This window comes from Actinoplanes sp. TFC3 (genome assembly GCF_001553785.1).
Taxonomy (GTDB): Bacteria; Actinomycetota; Actinomycetes; order Mycobacteriales; family Micromonosporaceae; genus Actinoplanes.
Genome location: NZ_LOJP01000001.1, coordinates 5,495,656 through 5,517,080, shown reverse-complemented (window position 1 = coordinate 5,517,080; position 21,425 = coordinate 5,495,656). Strand labels below are relative to the sequence as shown.

Sequence of the window (21,425 nt, the reverse complement as noted above, 5' to 3'; positions counted from 1 at the left end):
CGTCTAGAGAACAGGGCCTGTAACGCGTGATGTCCTTTCGGGGTGGCCTGCTCATGCGTCCGTCTGCTGATCGATTGCGGCCTCGTAGAAGGCGTCCGCGAGCGCAATGATGACGGCGCTGATGCTGGGGCCGTCGCTGAAGAAGTAGTCGGCCATGGTGTTGTGGGCCTCCTGATTGTCGACGACCGCCTCGGTGACCGCCGCCTGGAAGTCCTGCGATTCCATGAACTGTTTCTTCGAGTTCACCTTGGCCTGGTTGACCAGGTCCGGGTAGGCGAGCAGCTGCAGTACTAATCCCTGCACGAATTCACGGACCTGAGATGCGGAGAACGACTCGGCGCCGAAGAGGTCGTTCATCTTGTCGATGACGACCTGCAGTGCGACGTACTTCGGCTCCTTCCGGGTGCCAGTGCCGGCGGCACCGATGCCCTTGAGCTCGCCGTCACCGGTCAGCGAGATGTCGACTTCGGTCCCCTTGTTGTGCTTGACCCCAACCAGAACCACATCGGAGAGGTCGACCTCCGCGGCCCAGGAGGAGTCTGCGATGACCTTCTCCAGGAGCCGCAGGAAGATTGAAAGCATTTCCATGTACGGGTCGCCGTAGTCGACGATCTGGCTCATGAAGTCGTAGAGCCGGACGTAGGTCGAGACGTCTTTCCGGAACAGGTCGAGGGTGTTGAGGGTGAGCGTGTCGTCGGCTTCGATCGCGGCCGCGTAGCGGCGGGCGAAGTCGTTCTTGGCCGGGCTGATCGCCGCTGAGAGCGCGTTGTTGCCTTTGCGGGTGACCCACAGTTCGGCGACCTCACGGACCTGCTCTGGCGTGTAGATGCCGGTCTGCGCGAGCTTATTGGCGAGGTGGACGACGATGTACGGGTCGGTCTCAGCCTCGAGGGTGGCGTTGGTGAAGTACGGCTCGAACGCGGTCCGGATGTCCTCGGGCTTGTTCACGAAGTCGATGACGAACGTCTTGCGCTTCTGCTCACCGCCGGCAGTGCGGTGGGTGCGGTTGAGCCGGGAGAGGGTCTGCACGGTGGTGACCCCGGAGAGTTTCTTGTCGACGTACATGGCGGAGAGTAGCGGCTGGTCGAATCCTGTCTGGAACTTGTTGGCGACCAGCATGATCTTGTAGGTCGCGCCTTTGAAGGCGGCGGCCAGGTCTGAGCCGGCGCCGGGGTTCAGGTTGGCCTCGGTGAACTCGTCGTCCTTGCTCGGTTGCGGCCCCCAGTCCGAGACCCACTCTTCATCCTCGGCCATGCTCACCGAGCCGGAGAAGGCGACAAGGGTGCGGTAGTTGTACGAGGCATCCTGGGCGGCCCGCTTGGCGATGTAGGCGTCTATCGCCTTCTTGTACTTCACCGCAGCTTTGCGCGAGTCGGTCACGACCATCGCCTTTGCCTTGCCCTCCAGCAGGTGGGCGACGTTGGCGTGGAAGTGCTCGACGATAATTTGTACTTTCTGGCTGATGTTGGTGGGGTGCAGCTTCACCCACCGCATCAGCCCCTTACGGGCTGCGGACTCCTCCACCTCGCCACCGTTGCCGCTCTCGGCCCGGCCTGCGATCTTCAGGGCGGTGTCGTAGGGCTGGTAGCCCCTGAGCACGTCAAGGATGTAGCCCTCCTCGATCGCCTGCCGCATCGAGTAAAGGTGAAACTCGACCGGCTTCCCGTCAGGACCCTTGCGGCCGAAAAGATCCAAGGTCTTATTCTTCGGCGTCGCCGTGAACGCGAAGTAGGAGATGTTCTCCGACTCGGCCCGCTCGGTCATCTCCGAGGCCAGAATCGCCTCAACGTCGACCTCCCCGCCCTCCTCGATCTCCTTGATCTCTTCCGCCGTCAGCGCAGCCTTCAGCTTGGAGGAGATCTGCCCGGACTGCGAGGAGTGCGCCTCGTCGGCGATCACCGCGAACCGTTTGCCCTTCAGACCCTTGTCGGCCCGGATCTCGTCGAGGGCGAACGGGAAGGTCTGCACCGTCACCGCGATGATCAGCTCACCGTTCTTCAGAGCGGTCGCCAGTAGGCCGGACTTCGACTTCGCCCCGGCCTTGCGGACGTCCTCCGGGCTGATCGTGGCCACGATCCTCCCCGACCCGTCGATCTGCCGGATCGCATCCTGGAGTTGCCCGTCGAGCACAGTGCGGTCCACGACCACAATCACCGAGTCGAAGACCTTTTTGTCATCCAGGTGCAGCCGCGCCAGCCGATGCGCGGTCCAAGCGATGGTGTTCGTCTTTCCCGACCCGGCCGAGTGCTCGATCAGATAGCGCTGCCCCACCCCCTCCTCCCGCACTGCGGCCACCAGGTTCGTCACGGCCTCCCACTGGTGGAACCGGGGGAAGAGCATGCTCGTACGCCGAACTGAGGTTCCGGTCGCGACATCCCACTCTTCCTTGGTTTCCACGATCACCAGCCGGCCGATGATGGTGAGCCAGGCGTCTTTGTCCCAGACCCGCTCCCACAGGTAAGCCGTCGCCGAACGGCCACCCTCAGCTGGCGGATTCCCCGCCCCCTTCTCGTGGCCCATGTTGAACGGTAAGAAGTGCGTCTTTTCGCCCTCCAGCCGGGTCGTCATGGCGGCCAGGTCGTTGGAGACCGCGAAGTGCACCAGCGCCCGGTGCCCGAAGGACAACAGCGGCTCCGGCCGCCCGTTGGTCAGCGGTTGTCGGTTCTTGCGGTACTGGTTGATCGCCTCATCGAGAGACTGCGTGAAGTCGGTCTTCAGCTCGACGGTGGCCACCGGGAGTCCGTTGATGAAGAAGACCAGGTCGATGCTGCGCTGGTCAGCGGTGGAGAAATGCACCTGCCGCATCACCCGCACCCGCATCGCCACATACTGCTCGTTAGTGGTTACGTTCAAGCTGGTCTCAGGCCGGAACTGAGCCATCTTCAAGCGGCCACCACCGATGTACTGCACCCCGTTGCGCAGGATGTTCAGCGTCCCGCCACCATGTTCGAGAGGCTTGTCGAGCGCCGTCGTCAGCACGTCGAGGAACTTCGCCTCTGATCCTGCGGCTTTCAAAGCCTTCGCGTACGCCGCCTGTTGGGTCTCCTCCAGCCACGCGAACAGGTCTTCGGAGAAGATCGCCCGCTCGCGGTCGTAGCCAACGTCGTCCGCCGAGTAAAGCCAGCCGTGGGCTTCCAGGTATGCGCAGATCTCGGACTCGAAGACGACCTCGTTGTGATCGGCCATCACGCCATCTCCCGCACGTCGATCTCCCCTGTCACCGCCGCCGTGATCAGCGCCGCCCGGCGCTCGCGGGCGTAGTCGATGAACCGCTCAGTCTCTGCGACCAACGCATCGATTTGGGTAGTCTGCCTGTCTAAGTGTGCAACCATGCCGCGCTGCTGCTCAATGGGAGCCGTCGGCACGCGAAGCCCTCTAATGTCGTCGAGCGCCAACTGCATCTTCGTGCCGCCCGCTGCGCCTTCGTTGAGCTGGTCCTGGCCTGTAGTGGTGAGCATGAACCAGCCGATGAACCTGGGGTCCACCTGATCACGTTCCAAGCGGCAAAGTGCGACGTGCTGACTGACATATGCGCCCACCCAATCGCCCTCGACCACGGCTACGGATCCCAGATATGCGGTGATTGAAAAGAGTAGGTCGCCTTCCTGGAGCATCGTCCGCGAGCCCTCTGTCACGTTGGACGGAAGGTCCACAAATTGGATGTCACCACGGATTTTGAGGTTGGCTCGCGGCAGGTTCCCAATCCGGAGGAAACGCTCCCCTTGGTCCGCGTAGTAGTCGCCCCAGCCACGGGATCCGCTCGTCAAAAAATCGATGTGTCGGCGCAGCTGGACGCTAGGTTCACCAAGAGTCGAGAACGACTCATCGATGACAGCCTGACGACGCTCGCCAAGCATCTCGATCAGACGCTGCTGCTCCTCGATGAGCGTGTCGATGCGGGCGGTCTCGCGGTCGAGGTAGTCGGCGATAGCGCGCTGTTGCTCGGCTGTGGGCAGGGAAATCTCGATCGTCTTCATCTCATCCCAGTACAGGCGCCACTGGGACGGGCGAATGCCCGTGGAACGGAGGGCGTACTGGTCGATCAGGGCGCGCGAGCGGAGCAGACTGTGGAGGAAACGGCGGTCGTAGTTGGGGACAGTCGGCCGAAGTACCTCGTAGTCTGGGCTGACGATGCCTTGGTGCTCGGAGATTCCGAGCGAGCCCTGCCATGCCTTCATCCGGTTCACGACGAGGTCGCCTGGCTGCACGAGTTGGTAGTTGCTCAGATTCTCGGGCGTGCGATTGAAGTTGTCGGTGCGGCTGTCCTTTGGGACCACGCCGTGGTCGCGGTAGACGCTTAGGACCATCGCCTCTTTGTGGCCGCGATCGGAGACCGGCTGGAACAGCCAGCCGAGACGGGTCTTCGACGGCGCAGGCAATGCGGTCGTACTCACTTCTCGACCTCCCGCAGTAGGTCGAGAATCTTGGCGACCTGCTTCTCCAGGTCGGCGTCGATCTCGGCAAGCGGGCGGGGCGGGGCGTACTTGTAGAAATGCCGGGCGAAGGGGATCTCGTAGCCTGTCTTGACCTTGGTCCAGTCGATCCAGGCGTCAGGCACATGCGGCTTTACCTCGGTGTCGAAGTACGCCTGAATGACCTCGACCTTGCCAGCCGTGCCGGCGGTGGAGTCACCGTAGGTGAACGGGACGTTTTCGGTGTCGCGCTTCTTCGTGTCCGGTTTGGGCTTACCGTTGCGGTCGACGACGGGGTTGCTGGACTCGTCAACGAGGGGGCGTTCGACGGTGATGGTCCAGTAGCCGAACTCGTCGTTGCGCAGGACTCTGGAGTAGTCGGGGTCGGCGTCAGTGAAGTCGGCGTATAGCTTCACGACCTTGGCGCGGTCAGCATCGCTGATCTCGCGGCCCTTGGAGCCGAGGTTCTTGCGCATCTTGGTCCAGAACGAGGTGCCGTCGATGAGCTGTACGAGGCCCTGGCGGTCGGGGTGCTTGGTGTTGTCGAGGATCCAGATGTACGTTGCGATGCTGGTGTTGAAGAACATGCTGGTCGGCAACGCGACGATGGCATCGACCAGGTCGTTCTTCAGCAGCCATTTGCGGATGTTGGAGGGGCCGGACTCGGCGGCCCCGTTGAAGAGCGGCGAGCCGTTCATCACGATCCCGACCCGGCCGCCTCCGTCCTCGGGGGCGCGCATCTTGTGGGCCAGGTGGAGCAGGAAGAGCATCTGCCCATCTGAGGTCGACGGGAGGCCTGGGGCGAACCGGCCGTAAGGGCCGGCGGAATCGCGTTCGGCAGTGACCTTCTTGGCGTACTGCTTCCAGTCGACGCCGTAGGGCGGGTTGGACATGCAGAAGTCGAACTGGCGGCCTTTGAACGCGTCGTCGGTGAGGGTGTTGCCAAAGGCAATGTTGGTCGTGTCGTGGCCCTTGGCCAGCAGATCGGACTTGCAGATCGCGTACGACTGCGGGTTGTACTCCTGGCCGTACAGGCTCAGCTTCGCGTCGGGGTTCTGTGCGAGCAGATGCTCTTCGGCCAGGGCGAGCATGCCACCGGTGCCCGCGGTGGGGTCGTACAGCGTGCGGATGATGTCGGCCTCGGTGAGGTCGGCGTCCTTCTCGGCGAAGAGAAGGTCGACCAGTAGCCGGATCGCGTCCCGCGGGGTGTAGTGGTCACCAGAGGTCTCGTTCGCGGCCTCGTTGAACTTGCGAATGATGTACTCGAACGCATCGCCCATGTCGGCGTTGGAGACGACGTCCGGATGCAGGTCGACGGCCTTGAAGGAGGTGATGACCTCGCGAAGAAGCTCCGCCTTCTCCAGGGCGAGAATTTCCTTCTTGAACTCGAAGTACTGAAACACGTCGACATCGGGCGAGAACCGATCAATGTAGTCGGCCAGATTGTCCGCCAGCCCATCGGCGTCAGCCAGCAGGTTGGCGAAGGAGTAGTTCGAGGTGTTGTAGAACTGCCTACCGGTCGCCTTCTTAATCTCAATATTGAGCCGGTTGGGGTTGTCGTGCTTCGCCGCCAGCGCACGCACTGTCTCCCGGTCGGGTTCGAGGATGCAGTCGAGGCGTCGCAGGATCGTGAGCGGGAGGATCACGTTGCCGTACTGGTTGGGGCGGTAGGGGCCCCGAAGCTGGTCGGCGATCGACCAGATAAAGCTACCGAGGGCGCTCACAAGGCTCCTTACGAAACTCACTCGAGGACAGTGCTGGACGCCCAGAGCAAGCCCGTGCGCGCCGTCTGAGCAGGCGGTGGCGTGCAATCTGCAGCAGTCGGTGCGCCATAGGAACATCATCGCGTATCTCGGCACCCCGCGTGCCACGAGGTCGGCGGCAGCGACCGGCTTGTGGCCGTGCCCCGACCGGACGACGCGCCGCGTTCAGCTGACCGGCAAGCCGCCCGCCGCAGCGCCCGCCCAACGTGATCCATGCGTGATCCACGGTCCTGGTACCGGTTGTCACCCGACAGCATCACCCGGTATTGCGAAACGATGAACCTGCACGTAAATTGGCATCAGGCCGCGTGAGATAACACGACGCGGTAGCGCCTGACAGGTAGATGAGCGGACTCTTAATCCGCTGGTCGCGGGTCCACGGGAGGAGTCGCCAGCTTGGCGATCCGCCCGGCATGACTATCCAACTTCGCCTGTCTCCGTTCCGCCATACAAGCGGCCCCCGCTGCTCGGTGAACAGATCCGCTCTAGCACGCACGGCGTGTGCGGCGTTGATGGACACTGCGGATGACATGCTTCCGGCGTGAAGCTGTGGAGTCATTCCCGAGACGAACTGCTAGATCTGCCCATCGACGCGCTAGCGATGCTCGTGCTCGAAGCCTTCGGCCCCAATGGCTGGAACGTCGACTCGTTCTTCAAGGGTGCCGCCCAGAGTCACACAGTGTTCAACCAGCCAGGAGTTGCCGAACGTATCGCCGACGCATGGTCATGGCTGGAAGCGCACGCACTCATCAGTCCTAACCCTGCTCAAAGCACCAGTCCAAATGCGCGTCGAGTGACCCAGGCCGGCCGCGAGGCACTCCAGCACGGATTGACACGGCTCAAGGCGGGACAGCGACTCGACGTTGACCTGCACCCGTCGCTTGCCTGGACAATCCGACGCCAGTTCCTGCTCGGCGAGTTTGAACTGGCCGCGTTCGCCGCCCTGCGAGAGGTGGAGATCCGCGTCCGCGCCCTTGGTAGCTTCGGCGACGAACTGATCGGCGTTGCGTTGATGGCCAATGCCTTCAACCCGAAGGGCCCGGGACCGCTGGCTGACCCCCAGGCTGAATCGGGCGAGCGGGAGGCGATGATGGCGCTGTTCCGCGGAGCCATCGGTACTTTCAAGAACCCCTCGTCGCACCGAGCGGTGAACTACGACGATCCAGTTCTCGCGGCGGAGGTCGTGCTGCTGGCTGACCTGCTGATGCGCCTCCTGGATCGGGTTGAGGCCCGAAGGACCTCCAGTCCATAGCAGGCAACGCGCATGCGGTCCGCGCACCGACCGGGGCCGCCTAGTCCGCAAAGTTCGTGCCTCGCGAGCCCTTCGACTGCGCGGGCATCCGGTGTCTACTGAGCTGCTGGGCTGCCGCCCAGAACGCGGGTAGGCGACTGCGCAACGGCGAGAAGTTGAAGATGGCGCTTTACAGCAGTCTCGCCACATCGTCACGGTGGTCGGCATCGACGACAGACGCAGGTTGTCCCTAGTCGCAGCCACCGACCTGCACAAAGCTCAGGCACAAGTGTTCGCGGCCTTCGCGCTGCAGAGCCGGAAGGCTGAGCGTCCGGCGCCCACCCTGACGCATTCCAGGGCACGGACGACCTGTAGGGCCAGTCCGATGACCAAACGCCGTAGACACAATGCTGGCCGGGCTGACGGTTCGTTGCGGCGGCGGCCCAGCCGTTCCATTTGCCCCCCGTTTTACCCCCCGAAAACTCATGCCGACGGCTAACGATTGGTGACAAGCATTGATCAACGAGCAACTGCATCTGCGCAGGTCAGCAATCATTCGTGACGACCGGTGACAAGCCGGGGAAGGCCATGGTCGAGCAGCATAGGTTGTCGACTCTTGTCATCGTTGCGCAGTGGTCGAGCGCGAGTGGACGGAGGGCATCGTCTGCCCACCGCGAGCGCGACGTGTGGACCCAGCTCCGCTGAATATTGGCAGGCGGATGCGGTGGCCGCGCGGGGGAATCGGTAGACGGTAGGCCCAGCCGCACGTCGGCACGGCTTTCTTCGTCGGCACCGGTCAGTCTCATGATCAGGAGTCCAGCAGCCGCAAAATGAGCGGAGCCACGCTAGCGAACACGATGTCACTGGCAGCCAGGCTGATCCAGGTGGCGGTGACATCGCGGGTGCCGCACGCAGACCTGCCGTGGTTACACAAAGGATATTAGATTCTGACTTTGAGTCACTGGTACATAACATTGTGCACTTTTAGCCGGAACGGCTCGTTCGCGCGGAGATCTGGCGAACGACTCGGCTGTCCACTGCAGAAAACGTCTTCTATTGACCGTCCGACAGGGCGAGCAGGGCGCGTTGCTCGCAGATGCCGCCACGACCATCATGGAGGGCGAGATCGGTGCCCGTGTCCGGGATCGCACCGATCTCCCTTCGGCAACTCAGGGCGAGAGGCACGTGGCACCCCGCGCCCGTCTCCACGAAAGGCTGCCGATGGCAGACGTGTTCATCAACTACCGCACGGATGACGCCGGCTACGCCGCCGGATGGCTCTACGACAGGCTCGCCGAGAAATTTGGCGCGAAGCAGGTCTTTCGCGACTGCCGGTCCATGCACGGCGGCGACGTCTTTACCGACGAGATCTGGAAAGCGCTGCGCGGAAGCACTGTCCTGCTGGCCGTCATCGGCCGTGACTGGCTGAGCCTGATGGACGAGTCCGGCACTCGCCGCCGCCTGGACGACCCTGCCGATTTCGTCCGCCGCGAGATCAAGGAAGCCCTCAAGTTGTCGATCCGGGTGATCCCGGTGCTCCTCGACGGGGCTTGGCCGTTGACGGCGCACGCCGTACCGGGTGACCTGGCCACGGTTTCGGGCCTGCAAGCCGTCGAGTTCCGCAGCCGCAGCGAGGCCGATCTGAACCATCTTGTTCACGACCTGCAGCGACTGCTTCCCGAGCGAAAATCGCGCAACTCGAAGGATAAGAAACAGAAGGCCGGCGGAGGCATTCAGGTAGGGGGAAATGCGACCTTCAATGGGCTGGTGATTAGCGGCGACGTCAACGGTGATGTCAACGGATTCGGTGGCCCCGGATGACAGCCCCCGGGGCGGGCGGCCAGCCGGTGGAGCCGGCAGCTCCCCCGAGCGACGACGCACCCGCACGGACGATCAACGACGCCGGTGACGAGCTCCGGACCAACGCCGCGACCCCGGGCCGTGCAACCGAGACCAACGAGAACTTGAGGGCGGCCCGGAAGGTCTTCAAGCACGGCGGCATCGGCGTCGACGGCGACGTTCGCGTCGAGGGAACGGTCATCGCCGGCGACCAGAAGATCTATCAGCAGTTCCATTTCGACGGTGCCCGGCCGGTGACCACGCTCGAGGTCAGCCGGCGGCTGGTCGACTTCGCTCGCGACGGGTATGCGACCGGCGAGTCCTATCCGAAACTCGCGGCGGCCGCGCAGGGCAAGCGGCTCATCATCATTCAGGCCCCGCGCGGTTACGGAAAGTCCGCGGCGGCGATACGGGTGTGCACCGACGCCGGGATCACGCAGTTTCTCGCGTACGAGAAGACGGTGCTCCCGGCGGAGATCACCCGCACTGTCAAGGCAAGCACCGCGCACCTGGTCGAGGAGATGGCACCGGCCGTCGCCCAGGCCCTCACCGCCGACCTGCTCACCGACCTGGAGAGCAAGCTAGACTCGCGGTCCCGGGTGGTCATCACGCTCAGCGACGAGGTCACCTTCCGGGATCCGGACGTCCACCAGTTCGTCGTGAAACTCGGCCCGCACCCCACGCCGGTGCAGATGCTCACGGCCCGCCTGACCTACTTGGTGGGCACCTCGCGCAGCAAAGAAGCACTCCGGCGGCCCGATGTCCAAGCACTTCTCGCCGAGGAGATTACTGCGGACAGCCCATGCGATCGGGTCGCCGCGCTAGCCTGGCAGCTGCACGAAAGCTGGGGTCCGGATGGGCCGGACGTCGAAGCCGCCCGGGCCGACATGCGGCATTCGATCGAACGTGAGGTCGAGGGCTGGTTCCTCAGCCTGAAGAGCAATTCCCACAAGGCGCTGGCGATCTCGCTGGCCCTGCTGAGCGGTCTTCCGTACCGGACGGTGTCGACCACCAGCGAGTCACTGAAGAAATTGCTGGACGGGACGACGGCCGTTAACGGGGCGCAGACCAACAAGTTCGCCGAGAGCACAACTACTCGGATCAACGCGGTGCGCGCCGTATTGGCCTGGGCAGCTGTGCCAAGCCGGCTGGGTGCGATGCCCGCTCAGACGATCCGCTTCCTCAACAGCGACTATCCGCCGAAAATAGTGCGGCTGGTGTCGGAGGAATACGACGACGCCCGCGACGACTTGCTGGCGTGGCTGCGCGACCTCGGTGGCCATCCGGACGAAGCGGTCCGGATCCGCGCCGCGACAGGTGTCGGCGAGCTGGCAGGCCGTTCGTTCGAGCAGCTCCTGCCCACGGTCATCATTCCGTGGGCTCGCAGCAGATCGGAGCAACGCCGCGAGCTCGCGGCCTATGCGCTGCAGGAACCCGGCACCCGGCCGGAGCTGCAGCGTCAGGTGCTGGCCCTGGTCGACGAATGGGCAGCGTCGGATGCGCCCTGGCAGCTGCAGGCGACAGCGGCCCGAGTCTACGGCGCCGCGCTGGGCGGCGACTTCCCTGACCGGGCGCTCGACCGGCTGGACCAGCTCGCCGTCACAGCCAACGCCGACGTAGGCCTCGCGATCTCCTACAGCCTGGCCGAACTCGTTGACGCCGAGCACGGTAAGGGCGGCCCCGTCCTCGATCTGGTGGTCCGCTGGATGAATGACCGTCGCCGGACGGCCGCCGGCGAGCTGGTCTTCCTCTACCTCTGCACCGACCTGATCTACGAACGTGAGGGCCCGCTGCTGCTCTCCCTCTCCGCCATCGACCATCGTGTGCGCAATACGCTCGCGTCGGCGTGGTTCCACACCCTCAACGGCCGGCACTTCGCGCCGGAGGCCCGGGCGGTCGCCGGCATCTGGGCCGATGTCGCGGAAGGAGACGAGACATGCCGTCGTGCCCTGGTCGAGCTCCTCGCGGTTTCGGCGGCCGGCAGCACTCGCACCGCCAAAATTATCGCTGTCACCGCCCGGTCGTGGGTAAACCGCTCGGGCAAGACCTTCGCACCGCTCACCGCCGCCGCGGTGCTCGACGCCGTGGAGCACCCGCCCAGCGGCGGCCGCACTCAACTCTCGTACAACCAGTGAGGACTGCCATGTCGCAATCCGTAGTCCTGAGGGAAACTCCGGTCGCGCGCTTTCCCTTGTGGAAGCCGGTGCGGCCGTTCAGCGTGATCACTGTTTACGCCACGGTCGACGGCAAAGTGGAATGTCCCGGCCATCCGTTGTCGCGTTGGGAACTGCTCTCTGGCCGCTACCGGACCATGTACGAGATTGACGAGGCGCCGCAGAGCGTCGCGATCCAGGACCTCCTTCCCTCCCGCAACGACTCCTTCAACTTTGCGGTGAACGCCGTCGTCGAGTGGCGCGTCTCCGACGCCGCTAAGATCATTTCCCAGCGCGCCGACGGCCGGATACAGCCGTCGGTCGTTCGCAGTGCCATGGCCCGGATGGTGGAAGTCAGCCGACGCTACGATATTGAGGATTTCACTTCGGTGCAGAACGGCTGCAATCGGCTCACCGACCGGCAGCCGATCGAGCTGCCGGGCCTCGGCGTGATGATCGAAAGCATCACGGCACACGTGACGCACGACGATGCCACCAAGCAATATCTGCAGCAGCACAAGCACATTGATCGCCAGCTGTCGCTCGGTCAGCGCGGCCACGTGCTCGACACCCAACTCCTGCGGCACGAGAACGAGCTGGAACGGGAGCGGCACGCCGCGGTGGCGAGCATGATCCAGGGAGAGTTCGGGCTGATCACCGCATTCCTGCGCCGCCACCCGGACGAACCACTGACGGTGCTGCAGATGATGCGCGACCAGCAAGCCGAACTGGAACAACGACGACAGAGCAAGTTTGCCAATGCCGCTGCGGTCGTCGACAAGCTGCTGGAAACCGGAAACTTGCAGGACGTAGATATGGAGCCGCTGCGGGACGCGGCCGTACAGATGCTGCGATCGTCGCTGGCCGACGGCACTACCTCCGGCGGTGAAGGGCCGGCAGGCTCGGCTCAGCCCTCGGCGGCCTGGTATCCCGTCGATCTGCCCAAGCAATCACGACCGGCCGCCGGGCTGCCCGCAGCCTCGGAAGCGGTGCCCGGCGAGAGCATCGATTCCGACGGCGTGGTGGAGTGGCAGGGATTCAGGCCGCAGCGTGGTCGCGGCGAAGCGGAACAGTGAAGTGACGACCGGCAACCGCGGCGAACGGCCGGGCGCGGCACGCGAGCTTACCGAACGGATAAGTTCCTGGGTGCGGCGCAGCTTCGGTCCCTTGGTGATGGAACCGACGGGCGGCAGGCCGTCCGTGCCCAAGCAGCCAGCGCCTGGCAAGGGTCCAGCCACATCACCGCTACAGCCGAAACAGGGCCATCGGCAAACCCTCGCAGTGCCGACCGACACCATCGCGCCGCAGGAACCGGTTGTGGCGTGGCCGCCGCGGTTCGGCGCGGGCTCACCGGCAGCGGGCCTGCCGTGGCGGCTGCCGGACAGCTCAGCAGGGCCGTCCGGCCTGGCCGCGGACCAAGCCGTCGTCGGTGACCTGCACGTACGGGCTGCCTCGGTGGTCGGCGCCGGTCACCGATGCGAGCCGCCCGCGACGCCACGGCAGGACGCCTACCGCTTGGCCCAGGATCGCGACGGCCGCTATCTGGTCATCGCGGTCGCCGACGGGCTGGGCGCGAGTTCCCGTTCCGAACTGGGAGCTCAGGTTGCCACCGGACAGGCCGTCGCCGTGATTCGCCGGCATCTCGACGCCGGGCGGCACCCGGACGAGATCGTCGTCACGGATCTCTACCTGCGGATCGCGAGTTCGCTGGTCCAGTCGGCTGAGCAGCGCGGTCTCACCCCTGACGACGTCCGCACGACGCTGACCGTAGCGGTGGTCGACACTCGTCCCCGCCCTGACGGCCTCCGCACGCTGTGGCTGAGCCGTCTCGGTGACTGCGCGGCCTGGTACCGCATCAGCAACGGCTGGGAGGCGATGATCGGAGCCGCGAAGTCTTCGTTCGACGGCAACACCCTTTCCGAGTTCCTGCCGCACTACCCGGAGGCTGTCGTGCAGAAGACATTCACGATCGGCCGGGGAGCCGTCTTCGCGGTGATGACCGACGGCGTGAGCGATGCGCTCGCCGAAGTGAACGGGTTCGGACAATGGCTGCGCGATAGGTGGGCCGAGCCCCCACAGCTCACCTCGTTCGTCCTCGACGTCGATTTTGACGCGCCGGGACAGCAGGACGATCGGACTGCCGTGGTGGTCTGGACCGGTAGAGAGAGCGACGATCAGTGACCGTCACCAGATTCCCCGCGGTCGTCGACATTAGAGAAGTCGGCCGGTTCGCGGCGGCACCGATGGCAACCGGAGGCCAGTGCGAAGGCGTCTGGGTTGTGCCGGCACATCCCAGCATTCTCTTCAAGAGGTACACCCCGCAGGTGTGTACGCAGCTGGATGACGCGGCACTCGACCGGTTGATCGCTGAGCCGTCCCGGCTGACCCGGGTCCAGCGGCACCTGACCGAGAGCGCGACCTCCTGGCCGATCAGCCGGGTCACCGAGGACGGCAGGACGGTGGGTGTGCTGCTGCCACGGGCGCCGGAGTCCTTCACGGTCGCCTGGCGCTCCCCGACGGACACGGAGTCCCCGCACCGCCTGACCACGCTTGAGATCGACCTGCTGGCCATGCCTGACAGCTACCTCGCTCAGCGCAAGATCCCGGCCCAGTCAGCGGCGGACCGGGCGGCGATGTGCACAGTTCTCGCTCAGATCGCCGCCCTCTTCGAAGAGCGCGGGCTCGTGTACGCCGACTGGTCCTATGCGAACGCGTTCTGGCGGCCGGCCGGCCACGAGGTGTTTCTGCTGGACATCGACGGATGCTCGTTCGGGCCGCGAAGTTACGTCATCACCCCCAACTTCGACGATCCAAAGACGCCGCCCGGCACGAAGGTGGACAACTACACCGACCGCTATCGCGCGGCGCTGCTGATCGCCCGGTGCCTGACGAAGATCCGCGACGTCGAGCCCCTGTTCGCCGCGCTGAGAGTGATGTCCGGGCCGGCGCCCGATACGTTGCGAAGAATGCTTGTCTCGGACCGCCGGGACACGCGCCCTTCGCTCGCCGAGCTGGCCGCCGCCTTCGCGGGCACCACTGCGGCACCCGCGGCGGCGCGGGATCCGGACGCCACCGGTGTCGTGGACTGGGTCGAGTGGGAGCGTCCCACGCGCAGATCGGAACCGGCCCGTGCCGCGGCACCGACACCGAACGGTTCCACACCCGCTCCCGGGCAAAACGTCACGGCTGGCAACATGGCGCTGGGTTGCGTGGTGAGCCTTTTAATCCTGGCCGCCGTGATCTTCGGCATCTACGCCCTTATCCACTGGGTCTTCTAAATTCCTGCGAGTTGACGCGAAAGGCAAGGCTTAATTCGTGAGTGACAACACCGGAAAAAAGAAGTGCCTGCCGGTCTACCTTGTCGTGGACACATCCGGTTCGATGGAGAAGCACACCGAATTGCTCAACCAGACGGTCAAGCGGGTGGTCACCCACGTTGCGGACAGCCCAAAGGTCGCCGAATTCGCCCACATCTCGATCATCACTTTCAATACCCTGCCGCACGTGGTCCTCGAAATGACGAGCATCGACGACCTGACCCGCCTCCCGAAGCTCGCCTGCACAGCGAAAACCAACTACGGGGCGATGTTCGCGCAGGTGCGCCAGAGTATCGAAGCAGACGTGCCGAAATTGATCGCCACCGGCCGCGGTGTCCTTCGCCCTGTGGTCTTCATCCTTACCGACGGCGTACCCAGCGACAACGATTGGGCTGCCCAGTTCAACGCTCTCGTCGACAAGAGCTGGAGGCACCATCCGCATACGGTTTCGTTTGGCTTCGGCAACGCGGTGGAGCCCGTACTGGCCCGCATCGGCACCCTCCGCGCCTTCAAAGCGGCGGTCGACGACAAGGTTGCCATCACCAACATGCTCAACACGCTCCTGCACACGTTGGTGCAGTCGGCGGGGGCGGACGGCCTGCGGGTTCCTCGACAGGTCCCTGGGTTCGATACCATCCCCGACGACTACATGATGGACGAGTGACCGGCCGGATCGGATCCGGTAAGGATCCGATCCGGCCGGCCTCCGATCACTGGTGTCAGCTGGCAGGCTCCGGCGTCACGATTCTTGCGTATTCCGCTGCCGAGGATTGGCGACGATCTTCAGCCAGCCGGCCATTTCCTGCTGCTCGATCTCGGTGACCTGGGACGCAAGAACCTCATCCCGGGTGGCCACGTCGTCATACGGCGCGGCACCGATCCGATACAGTCGGCGCAGTGCCTCGACCGCCTCACGGGCAGCGCTAAACCGGATATAGTTTTCCTGCCAATTGAAGGTGCTCCGAACGCCCGACAACACCACGATGGCGGCGCCGAGGACGGCAGGGACCACGGCATTCCTGGGCGAGATGGCCGCCGAAACCGGAATCGCGGCCGCAAGCACTTGCAGCCCTATGGCGGATGCACGATGGCGCTGCCGGGATCGAATCGCCGCCGTTCGATACCACGAATAGGAATCATCTGCGATTCGCGAGGCGTCCTTCTGATCGGACTCAGCGCGTTCCATCCATCACCCCTGTCGCTCGGCCTGATCACATCATCGCGATTGCCCGGCACCTTTCGCTACTGCCACCGGCGAGCCCCGCGGATCGAAGTCCGACGCCAGGAGCGGGCCGGATCAATTCCGGCGGCGGAGGAAGGCGTAAGGGGGTGTGGTCGCCGGAGGCGGAGACGTTGATCAGGTCGCAGTTCCACGGGGAGAGGTGTTCGGCGTGGCTACGAGGTAGGCGACGCGGCTTGGGCCGAGGCCACGTTCGGCTACGAGCACGAGGTAGCGGAACGGGTTGCCGCGCAGGTCGAAGTATTGTCTAGGACGGCGTCAGCGGGAAGCAGAGCCGGGTCTGGGCGATGGCGTCGGCGGTGTAGAACGGCGGCGGCATGGGTTCACTATAGGTGAGGGCAGCGACCGTCATCGAACTGCGAACGCGCGACGTTCTGGGCCCGGCTACGTCTTGCCGGGTTGGCTCTGACCTGCACGTTCACGCCGTGACGGCGGTGCTTACCTGAGTAGTACGGCTTCTGGTCGGCGACCCAGTCGATCGGGATCAAGGTGCCGTCGAGGATCGCGTAGGCCAGCCGGCCGGGGCGAGGCGCCGCCACTGGGACCGACGCCGGTCGCGGTGGGCACGGATAAGGTCGGCGAGGTGGTTCAGGCTGCGGGTGGACAGCGGAATCGCGGCAGGGTAAGACAGCACAGCGAGGCTCCCGGTTGGGGCATCAAATCTTGGTCGTCTGCTGTCTTACCGGAAGCCTCGTCCTGTGTCGACACTGGGTCCGATCGGGCCGTGATCAGCCACCTCACGATGAAAATGGCTCAATATTGCGCTACGCCCATCACCGTACATCCGTACGATCGTATGCAGGCCAGGCGTCTGAGGCGGACAAGTCAGGCGCTGCCATCGGCCCGGCGGCGCACATCACAGGTCACGACTCGGGCTCATCGCAGTGCCGGTGGCCCATCAACGGGATGGACGCCACCAGGGCTTATGCGGCGGTGCGGTCGTCCCAGCACCCGCGATTGCGCCCCCCGTTTACCCCCCGAAAACCCCTGACAACAGATGACTATCGGTGATGAGCAATGACTAGTTCGATCTGGCATCTTCGCAGGTCAGCGGCCACTGGTGACAACCACTGACAAGCCGGGAAACGCGGTGATCGAGCAGCGTAGGTTGTCGACTCTTGTCATCGTTAGCCAGTGGTCGAGGGTGACAGACCGGCGGGAACTACCTGCCGACCGCAGGAGCGACGTGTGGCGAGCCAGCATCGCGGTCTGCAACTAGCCGTTCAGGATCGAGACGTCTTGGCCGCCCGCTCAAGCCCAGGTGGTGACCTGGTGAGTCACCGTGCGGACGCTCAGCGTGTCGAGGAGACCTCGGACGGTCGGTCCCACGGTATCGTCGTGGCCACGCTTCGATGCCTGGGGTGACACTTGCCGGATCCACATCTGAACGAGCAGGGCGTTCAGCCGACCGAGACCAAGGTCCGGGACGCAGTCATCGACGCGTACTATTCCGATCGCGTCCGCGTTGGAACGGCCGCCCGCAGCCGGGCCCAGGCCGCGCAGTCGATCGTGACGATCTTCGCGGGCGCTCTCGTCGCCACCTTCACGTTCACCGCGCTCGGCGATCGTCCGTGGTTCACTCAGGTCAGTGGTTGTATATCTGTGGGCGCTTGGCTAGCAGCCGCTCTCCTCTACGTCCGTGCCGTCGCCGTTCCGGTCGAGGGGACGTACGGGGGAAAGCGGGTCTCGCTCGACGCCGGTAGCGTCATAGAGAAGCTGATCTCACAGGCCGACGCGGAGCGCAGCGGCATCGATAGCCGCCAGAAGCAGGCGAACGGCGTAAGCGTCGTCGCCCTCGGACTGACGCTGCTCACGCTGGTCCTGGCTCTCTTCGGCGGAAAGAAGGACGAGGAAGCCGACGGCGCCCTCATCCTGACCGCCAGCGGGCAGCGATCGGTGGCCGGACTGTGCGGGATCTCGAGCGACCGGCTTAAGGGCGCCGTGGCGCTTGGAACCGTCAACGCCCCTTTTATAGCCGTCACTGTGCCGAAGTGCGGCTCCGAAAGAGGAGTGCGCATCTTCCTCGCGAAAGCGGATGTCGCGGCCATCTACACCGAGAAGGACTGAGGATGTCCGACCCCGCCGTTCTTGCCATCAGCGGCCCGGCTGTCGCTGCCGGCGATTCGGCCAGTACTGCGAAGGTAATCGAAGCTGGCCGCCGCAAGATAGCCAGCTTCACGGCCACCGGCGGCCGTCTGGATGCGCTCGTCTTGCTGGGTAATCTCACCCGAACGGGAAGCGACGAAGACTTCAGGGAGCTCGATCGGGTCGTACAGGAGCTGTCGCTCGATTGCATGTTGGACGGTGACGAGCAACAGCCCCGGATCGTGGCGGTGCCCGGCCCGGCCGACGGAGCAGCCATACCGGCGAGCAGTATGCTGGCCCGGACGCTCACGTCGGGATGGGATGCCACCGAAGAGAGTTTCTGGCGCGGCGAGGATCGGGACCTGGTGGACCTGGTCGCACGGCGGTATGCCGCCTTCACGTCATGGTTCGAGGCCCAGCACCGTCCATCGACATGGCGCGCGGGCAGGCTCCCGGGCGACGGCTCCGGGGTTATCGGCTCTGGCGACCGGCAGCTTCGCATCGTCACGATCAATACCAGCTTCCGGTTGCTGCACGACGCCCCGCTGACCGACTGGAACTTGTACCCGGTGACGCCGCTCCACCTCCGCGACGCCGGGATCGGCAGCTACGCAAACCACGACGTTGCCACGTGGCTGCTGAGCGCTCGGATCGTGCCCGTCCCGGTCGGCGAACTCGGCTCGCCCACGACGCTGATAACCGGTGAGGCGACGCCCGGCCCGTCGTCTGGGTGGAATCTGGTACGCGGGGATGTGGGCACGCTTGTGCTGGGCGCGGACGGCGCGCCGCGCACCGGAAGCGATGTCAGCCTGATCGAGGCCCACCAACCTCCGACCGCCGCCCAGCCGACTTCGCCCACCACGCCTATCGACGAAGTTACCAAGGCGTTCGCTGGCACGCTGCGCAGCGGCCGGCTGGTCCTGGTCGTCACCTCCGGCCCGGAGGCCGGATCAATCAACGAATGGAACGTGCCGGTCAGCAACGCCGACGACTTCCACGAAATCCTGGCCGAGCAGGCCCACACGTCAACAGCCGTGCCATTGCCCGAGCTCGTCCGAAGCCTCCGTCGAACCGACCCGGATCTTCTACACAACAGCACCGCCGCGCTTAAAGCGGTCGCGGATCCGCCCAACAAGCTGGCCGAGGCACTGTTGCGGGGACCCTGGTACCGGGTGTACGACCTGTCCGGCACCAATGTCTTGCGCCTCGCTGCCGAGGCTTGGAACAAGCGCGGGCGGAAGTTCTCCGTGGTGGACGCCGCTCATGAACCCCTCACCCCAGGGTCCGGGCATATGGAACTGGTGATCCTTATGGCCGGCGCCAGCGACTCCGGCCAGCGCGACGTCGACTTTGAGTTGACGGCACCAGCCCGGACACCACGCGAGGTGTGGCTTCGTCAGCTGAAGGCAGACCTGCTGACGAATCCAGCGCTACTCGTCGCGGCGGACGTGTCCAGCCGCCACCTCAGTTATTGCCTGCCGTTGCTGCCCGAGGTCAGTGCCCGGGGCAAGAGCGTACAGAGCTACTTCCTCGTGGCGTCTGGACAGGATGAAACCGTTCAGTTCCGGCTGCGAGAGTATGGGGTTCAGCAGCTCCCTCCGCCGCTGGCCGATGTGATCGGCAAGCATCTCCAGCCGGGCGTCGAGGAGTTCGAGACGGGCACCAAATTGCTCGCCCGCCAGCGCGAAGGACTTCGTCGCGGCTCAGGCATTCAGCTGGTCAACACGCTACTCGAGTCCGCCCGCCCGGGCGACGATGAGTACCTGTACGGACAAGACCCGAGCTGGGGCGACATCCGCGACAGGATCCCCGCCCGGCTGTCCACCGTGCAAGAGATGTGGGACGCGAGTGCAGCCGCGGCGGACAAACTCCCGATCGTGATCCTGGAGGACCGGTCGGGCACTGGCAAATCGACAGCGCTGATGCAGTTCGGCATAGAGCTGATGCAGGATGACCGGTCCGTGGGCTGGCTGGATCGCGACGCCAGCCGCGATCTTCGCGACCTCGTCCGGGAGACCGAGGAGCTGTCCCTCGACGCGATACTGGTCGACGACATCGACATCTTCGGTGCCCGAGCCACGTCCTTGCTGCACGACCTGAACCGTGGTGGCAAGACGCTGGTGGTGGCCACGATCCGTAGCACTCGGTCCGACCTACTGGGATCCGGGTTCCGCCGCATCTCGCCCTTGCAGCTCACCGACGCTGACCTCGGTGCGCTGGTCACGGCGCTTGAGTTGAACGGCAAGCTCGGCCGTCTCAAGGATCAGCTGACTCCCGAGATGCGCATTGACGTACTCCGACGAGCTTCAGATCAGGATCTGATGATGGCGATGAATGAAGCCATCTTCGGCTTCCGCCTCGGGCCGCGGGTACTGTCCGAATTCGACCAGCTCGATACCACCCGCCAGCGCGTCTACTCGTTCGTCTGCCTGTTCTACGCACTGCAGTACGAGGACCGATCACTGACACTGTCGGTCAACGACCTCGTGCAGGTGGCGTCCGAGGACGACCCGGCCGCCGGTGTACTACTGATCATCGACGAGTTGAGGCGCAAGCGGCTGGTCACCCAGAGCGAGACGGGGCAACTGCGCAGTCGGCACCGAGTAATCGCCGAACAGATCTTCACGGAACGAATCCGCCGACAGCCCGGCTACCAGCAAGAACTGATGACCGACCTGATGCTGTTCTACGTCGAGCGGGCATGGCACATCAAGGACCGGACCAACCGGTTCAGACGCGTCATGGTCGCACTCATCAACCACCGCGTGATGGTGCAGAGTGACCTCCCGATCGCAAGTGTGCGAGCGATCTATGACGAGTTGCGTAGCTACCTGGCCGACGACCTGCACTACTGGCTGCAACGCGGTTCCTACGAATTGGAGAAGCAGCAGCTCGACCGAGCGGCCACCGACGTACGCACCGCTCTCGGCTGCACGAACGGCGCCACCGACTACAAGGTACGCACTACCTGGGGCCTGATCGCCTGGCGGCTCGCCCGGCGAGACCTGCACGACGAACGGTCTCAGCAGGAGGCGCTGGACGCGGTGACCGCACTCGACGAGGTCATTCGGATCAAGGGCAGGGACTCGCCTCACACGTTCACCTTCCTCGCCGGCGAGGGCGTCGAATGGCTCGCCGAAACGACGTTCGTAAGCCCGGACGAGAAGCTGATGCTGGCCCGGCGAATCGCCGAGATCATCGAACTAGGCCAGTTCCTCTTGAAGGGCAACCGGGAGTTCGAGAATGCGGTCGAGCGATCGAAACGAGAACTGGTGAAGCTGCTGGTGCCGCCAGGCGCGCAAACCGAGCGCACGATTCCTCTCTGAACCGTCACACGATAGGGAGAACACAATCCTGACTATCGGCCGGGGCCGCGATGTTCAGG

General features: G+C 64.6%; 13 protein-coding genes and 1 pseudogene. 9 read left to right on the top strand and 5 right to left on the bottom strand.

Annotated elements, in window-relative coordinates:
• Positions 1-51: 51 nt before the first annotated feature.
• Genes TFC3_RS24720 through TFC3_RS24710 form a run of 3 tightly spaced genes read right to left on the bottom strand, consistent with a single transcriptional unit; the run spans position 52 to position 6,136 of the window.
• On the bottom strand, positions 52-3,186 hold the full coding sequence (locus TFC3_RS24720; RefSeq protein ID WP_067504467.1) for a type I restriction endonuclease subunit R: 3,135 nt from the start codon (positions 3,184-3,186) through the stop codon (positions 52-54).
• Positions 3,186-4,394, bottom strand: a complete 1,209-nt coding sequence (locus tag TFC3_RS24715; protein WP_067504463.1) for a restriction endonuclease subunit S — start codon at positions 4,392-4,394, stop codon at positions 3,186-3,188. The genes TFC3_RS24720 and TFC3_RS24715 overlap by 1 nt, the downstream gene beginning before the upstream one ends.
• Positions 4,391-6,136, bottom strand: coding sequence for a class I SAM-dependent DNA methyltransferase (locus TFC3_RS24710; protein WP_067504461.1), 1,746 nt, complete (start codon positions 6,134-6,136; stop codon positions 4,391-4,393). Before TFC3_RS24710 ends, TFC3_RS24715 begins: the two co-directional genes overlap by 4 nt.
• 580 nt (positions 6,137-6,716) lie before the next feature.
• Between TFC3_RS24710 and TFC3_RS24705 the strand changes: the two genes are divergently transcribed.
• From TFC3_RS24705 to TFC3_RS24675, 7 genes are all read left to right on the top strand, one after another.
• The gene (locus TFC3_RS24705) at positions 6,717-7,427 is read left to right on the top strand and encodes a TIGR02391 family protein (protein ID WP_153040377.1); all 711 of its coding nucleotides are present in this window, start codon (positions 6,717-6,719) and stop codon (positions 7,425-7,427) included.
• 1,035 nt (positions 7,428-8,462) lie between these two features.
• Positions 8,463-9,227, top strand: coding sequence for a toll/interleukin-1 receptor domain-containing protein (locus tag TFC3_RS24700; RefSeq protein ID WP_082772281.1), 765 nt, complete (start codon positions 8,463-8,465; stop codon positions 9,225-9,227).
• Entirely contained in the window at positions 9,224-11,380 is a 2,157-nt protein-coding gene (locus tag TFC3_RS24695) for a hypothetical protein (RefSeq protein ID WP_067504422.1), read from the top strand. The genes TFC3_RS24700 and TFC3_RS24695 overlap by 4 nt, the downstream gene beginning before the upstream one ends.
• A gap of 8 nt (positions 11,381-11,388) precedes the next feature.
• On the top strand, positions 11,389-12,474 hold the full coding sequence (locus tag TFC3_RS24690) for a hypothetical protein (protein ID WP_153040376.1): 1,086 nt from the start codon (positions 11,389-11,391) through the stop codon (positions 12,472-12,474).
• A complete protein-coding gene (locus tag TFC3_RS24685) occupies positions 12,449-13,579 on the top strand; it encodes a protein phosphatase 2C domain-containing protein (RefSeq protein WP_153040375.1) in 1,131 nt (376 codons plus the stop codon). The genes TFC3_RS24690 and TFC3_RS24685 overlap by 26 nt, the downstream gene beginning before the upstream one ends.
• A complete protein-coding gene (locus TFC3_RS24680; RefSeq protein WP_161952673.1) occupies positions 13,576-14,676 on the top strand; it encodes a hypothetical protein in 1,101 nt (366 codons plus the stop codon). The genes TFC3_RS24685 and TFC3_RS24680 overlap by 4 nt, the downstream gene beginning before the upstream one ends.
• A gap of 37 nt (positions 14,677-14,713) precedes the next feature.
• Positions 14,714-15,379 (top strand): VWA domain-containing protein, encoded by a 666-nt coding sequence (locus TFC3_RS24675; protein WP_067504409.1) that lies wholly within the window; start codon positions 14,714-14,716, stop codon positions 15,377-15,379.
• Positions 15,380-15,454: 75 nt separating this feature from the next.
• Here the strand turns inward: TFC3_RS24675 and TFC3_RS24670 are convergent, their stop codons facing one another.
• Together TFC3_RS24670 and TFC3_RS37330 are read right to left on the bottom strand one after the other, a co-directional pair.
• Positions 15,455-15,901 (bottom strand): DUF4231 domain-containing protein, encoded by a 447-nt coding sequence (locus TFC3_RS24670; protein WP_067504404.1) that lies wholly within the window; start codon positions 15,899-15,901, stop codon positions 15,455-15,457.
• 440 nt (positions 15,902-16,341) lie between these two features.
• A pseudogene (locus TFC3_RS37330) lies at positions 16,342-16,589 on the bottom strand (IS5/IS1182 family transposase); the annotation flags it as partial.
• Positions 16,590-17,323: 734 nt separating this feature from the next.
• On the opposite strand from TFC3_RS37330, the gene TFC3_RS24665 reads away from it, so the two are divergent.
• Both TFC3_RS24665 and TFC3_RS24660 read left to right on the top strand, forming a co-directional pair.
• Positions 17,324-18,022, top strand: coding sequence for a hypothetical protein (locus TFC3_RS24665; RefSeq protein ID WP_067504402.1), 699 nt, complete (start codon positions 17,324-17,326; stop codon positions 18,020-18,022).
• 2 nt (positions 18,023-18,024) lie between these two features.
• A complete protein-coding gene (locus TFC3_RS24660) occupies positions 18,025-21,366 on the top strand; it encodes a hypothetical protein (protein ID WP_067504399.1) in 3,342 nt (1,113 codons plus the stop codon).
• Positions 21,367-21,425: the final 59 nt, after the last annotated feature.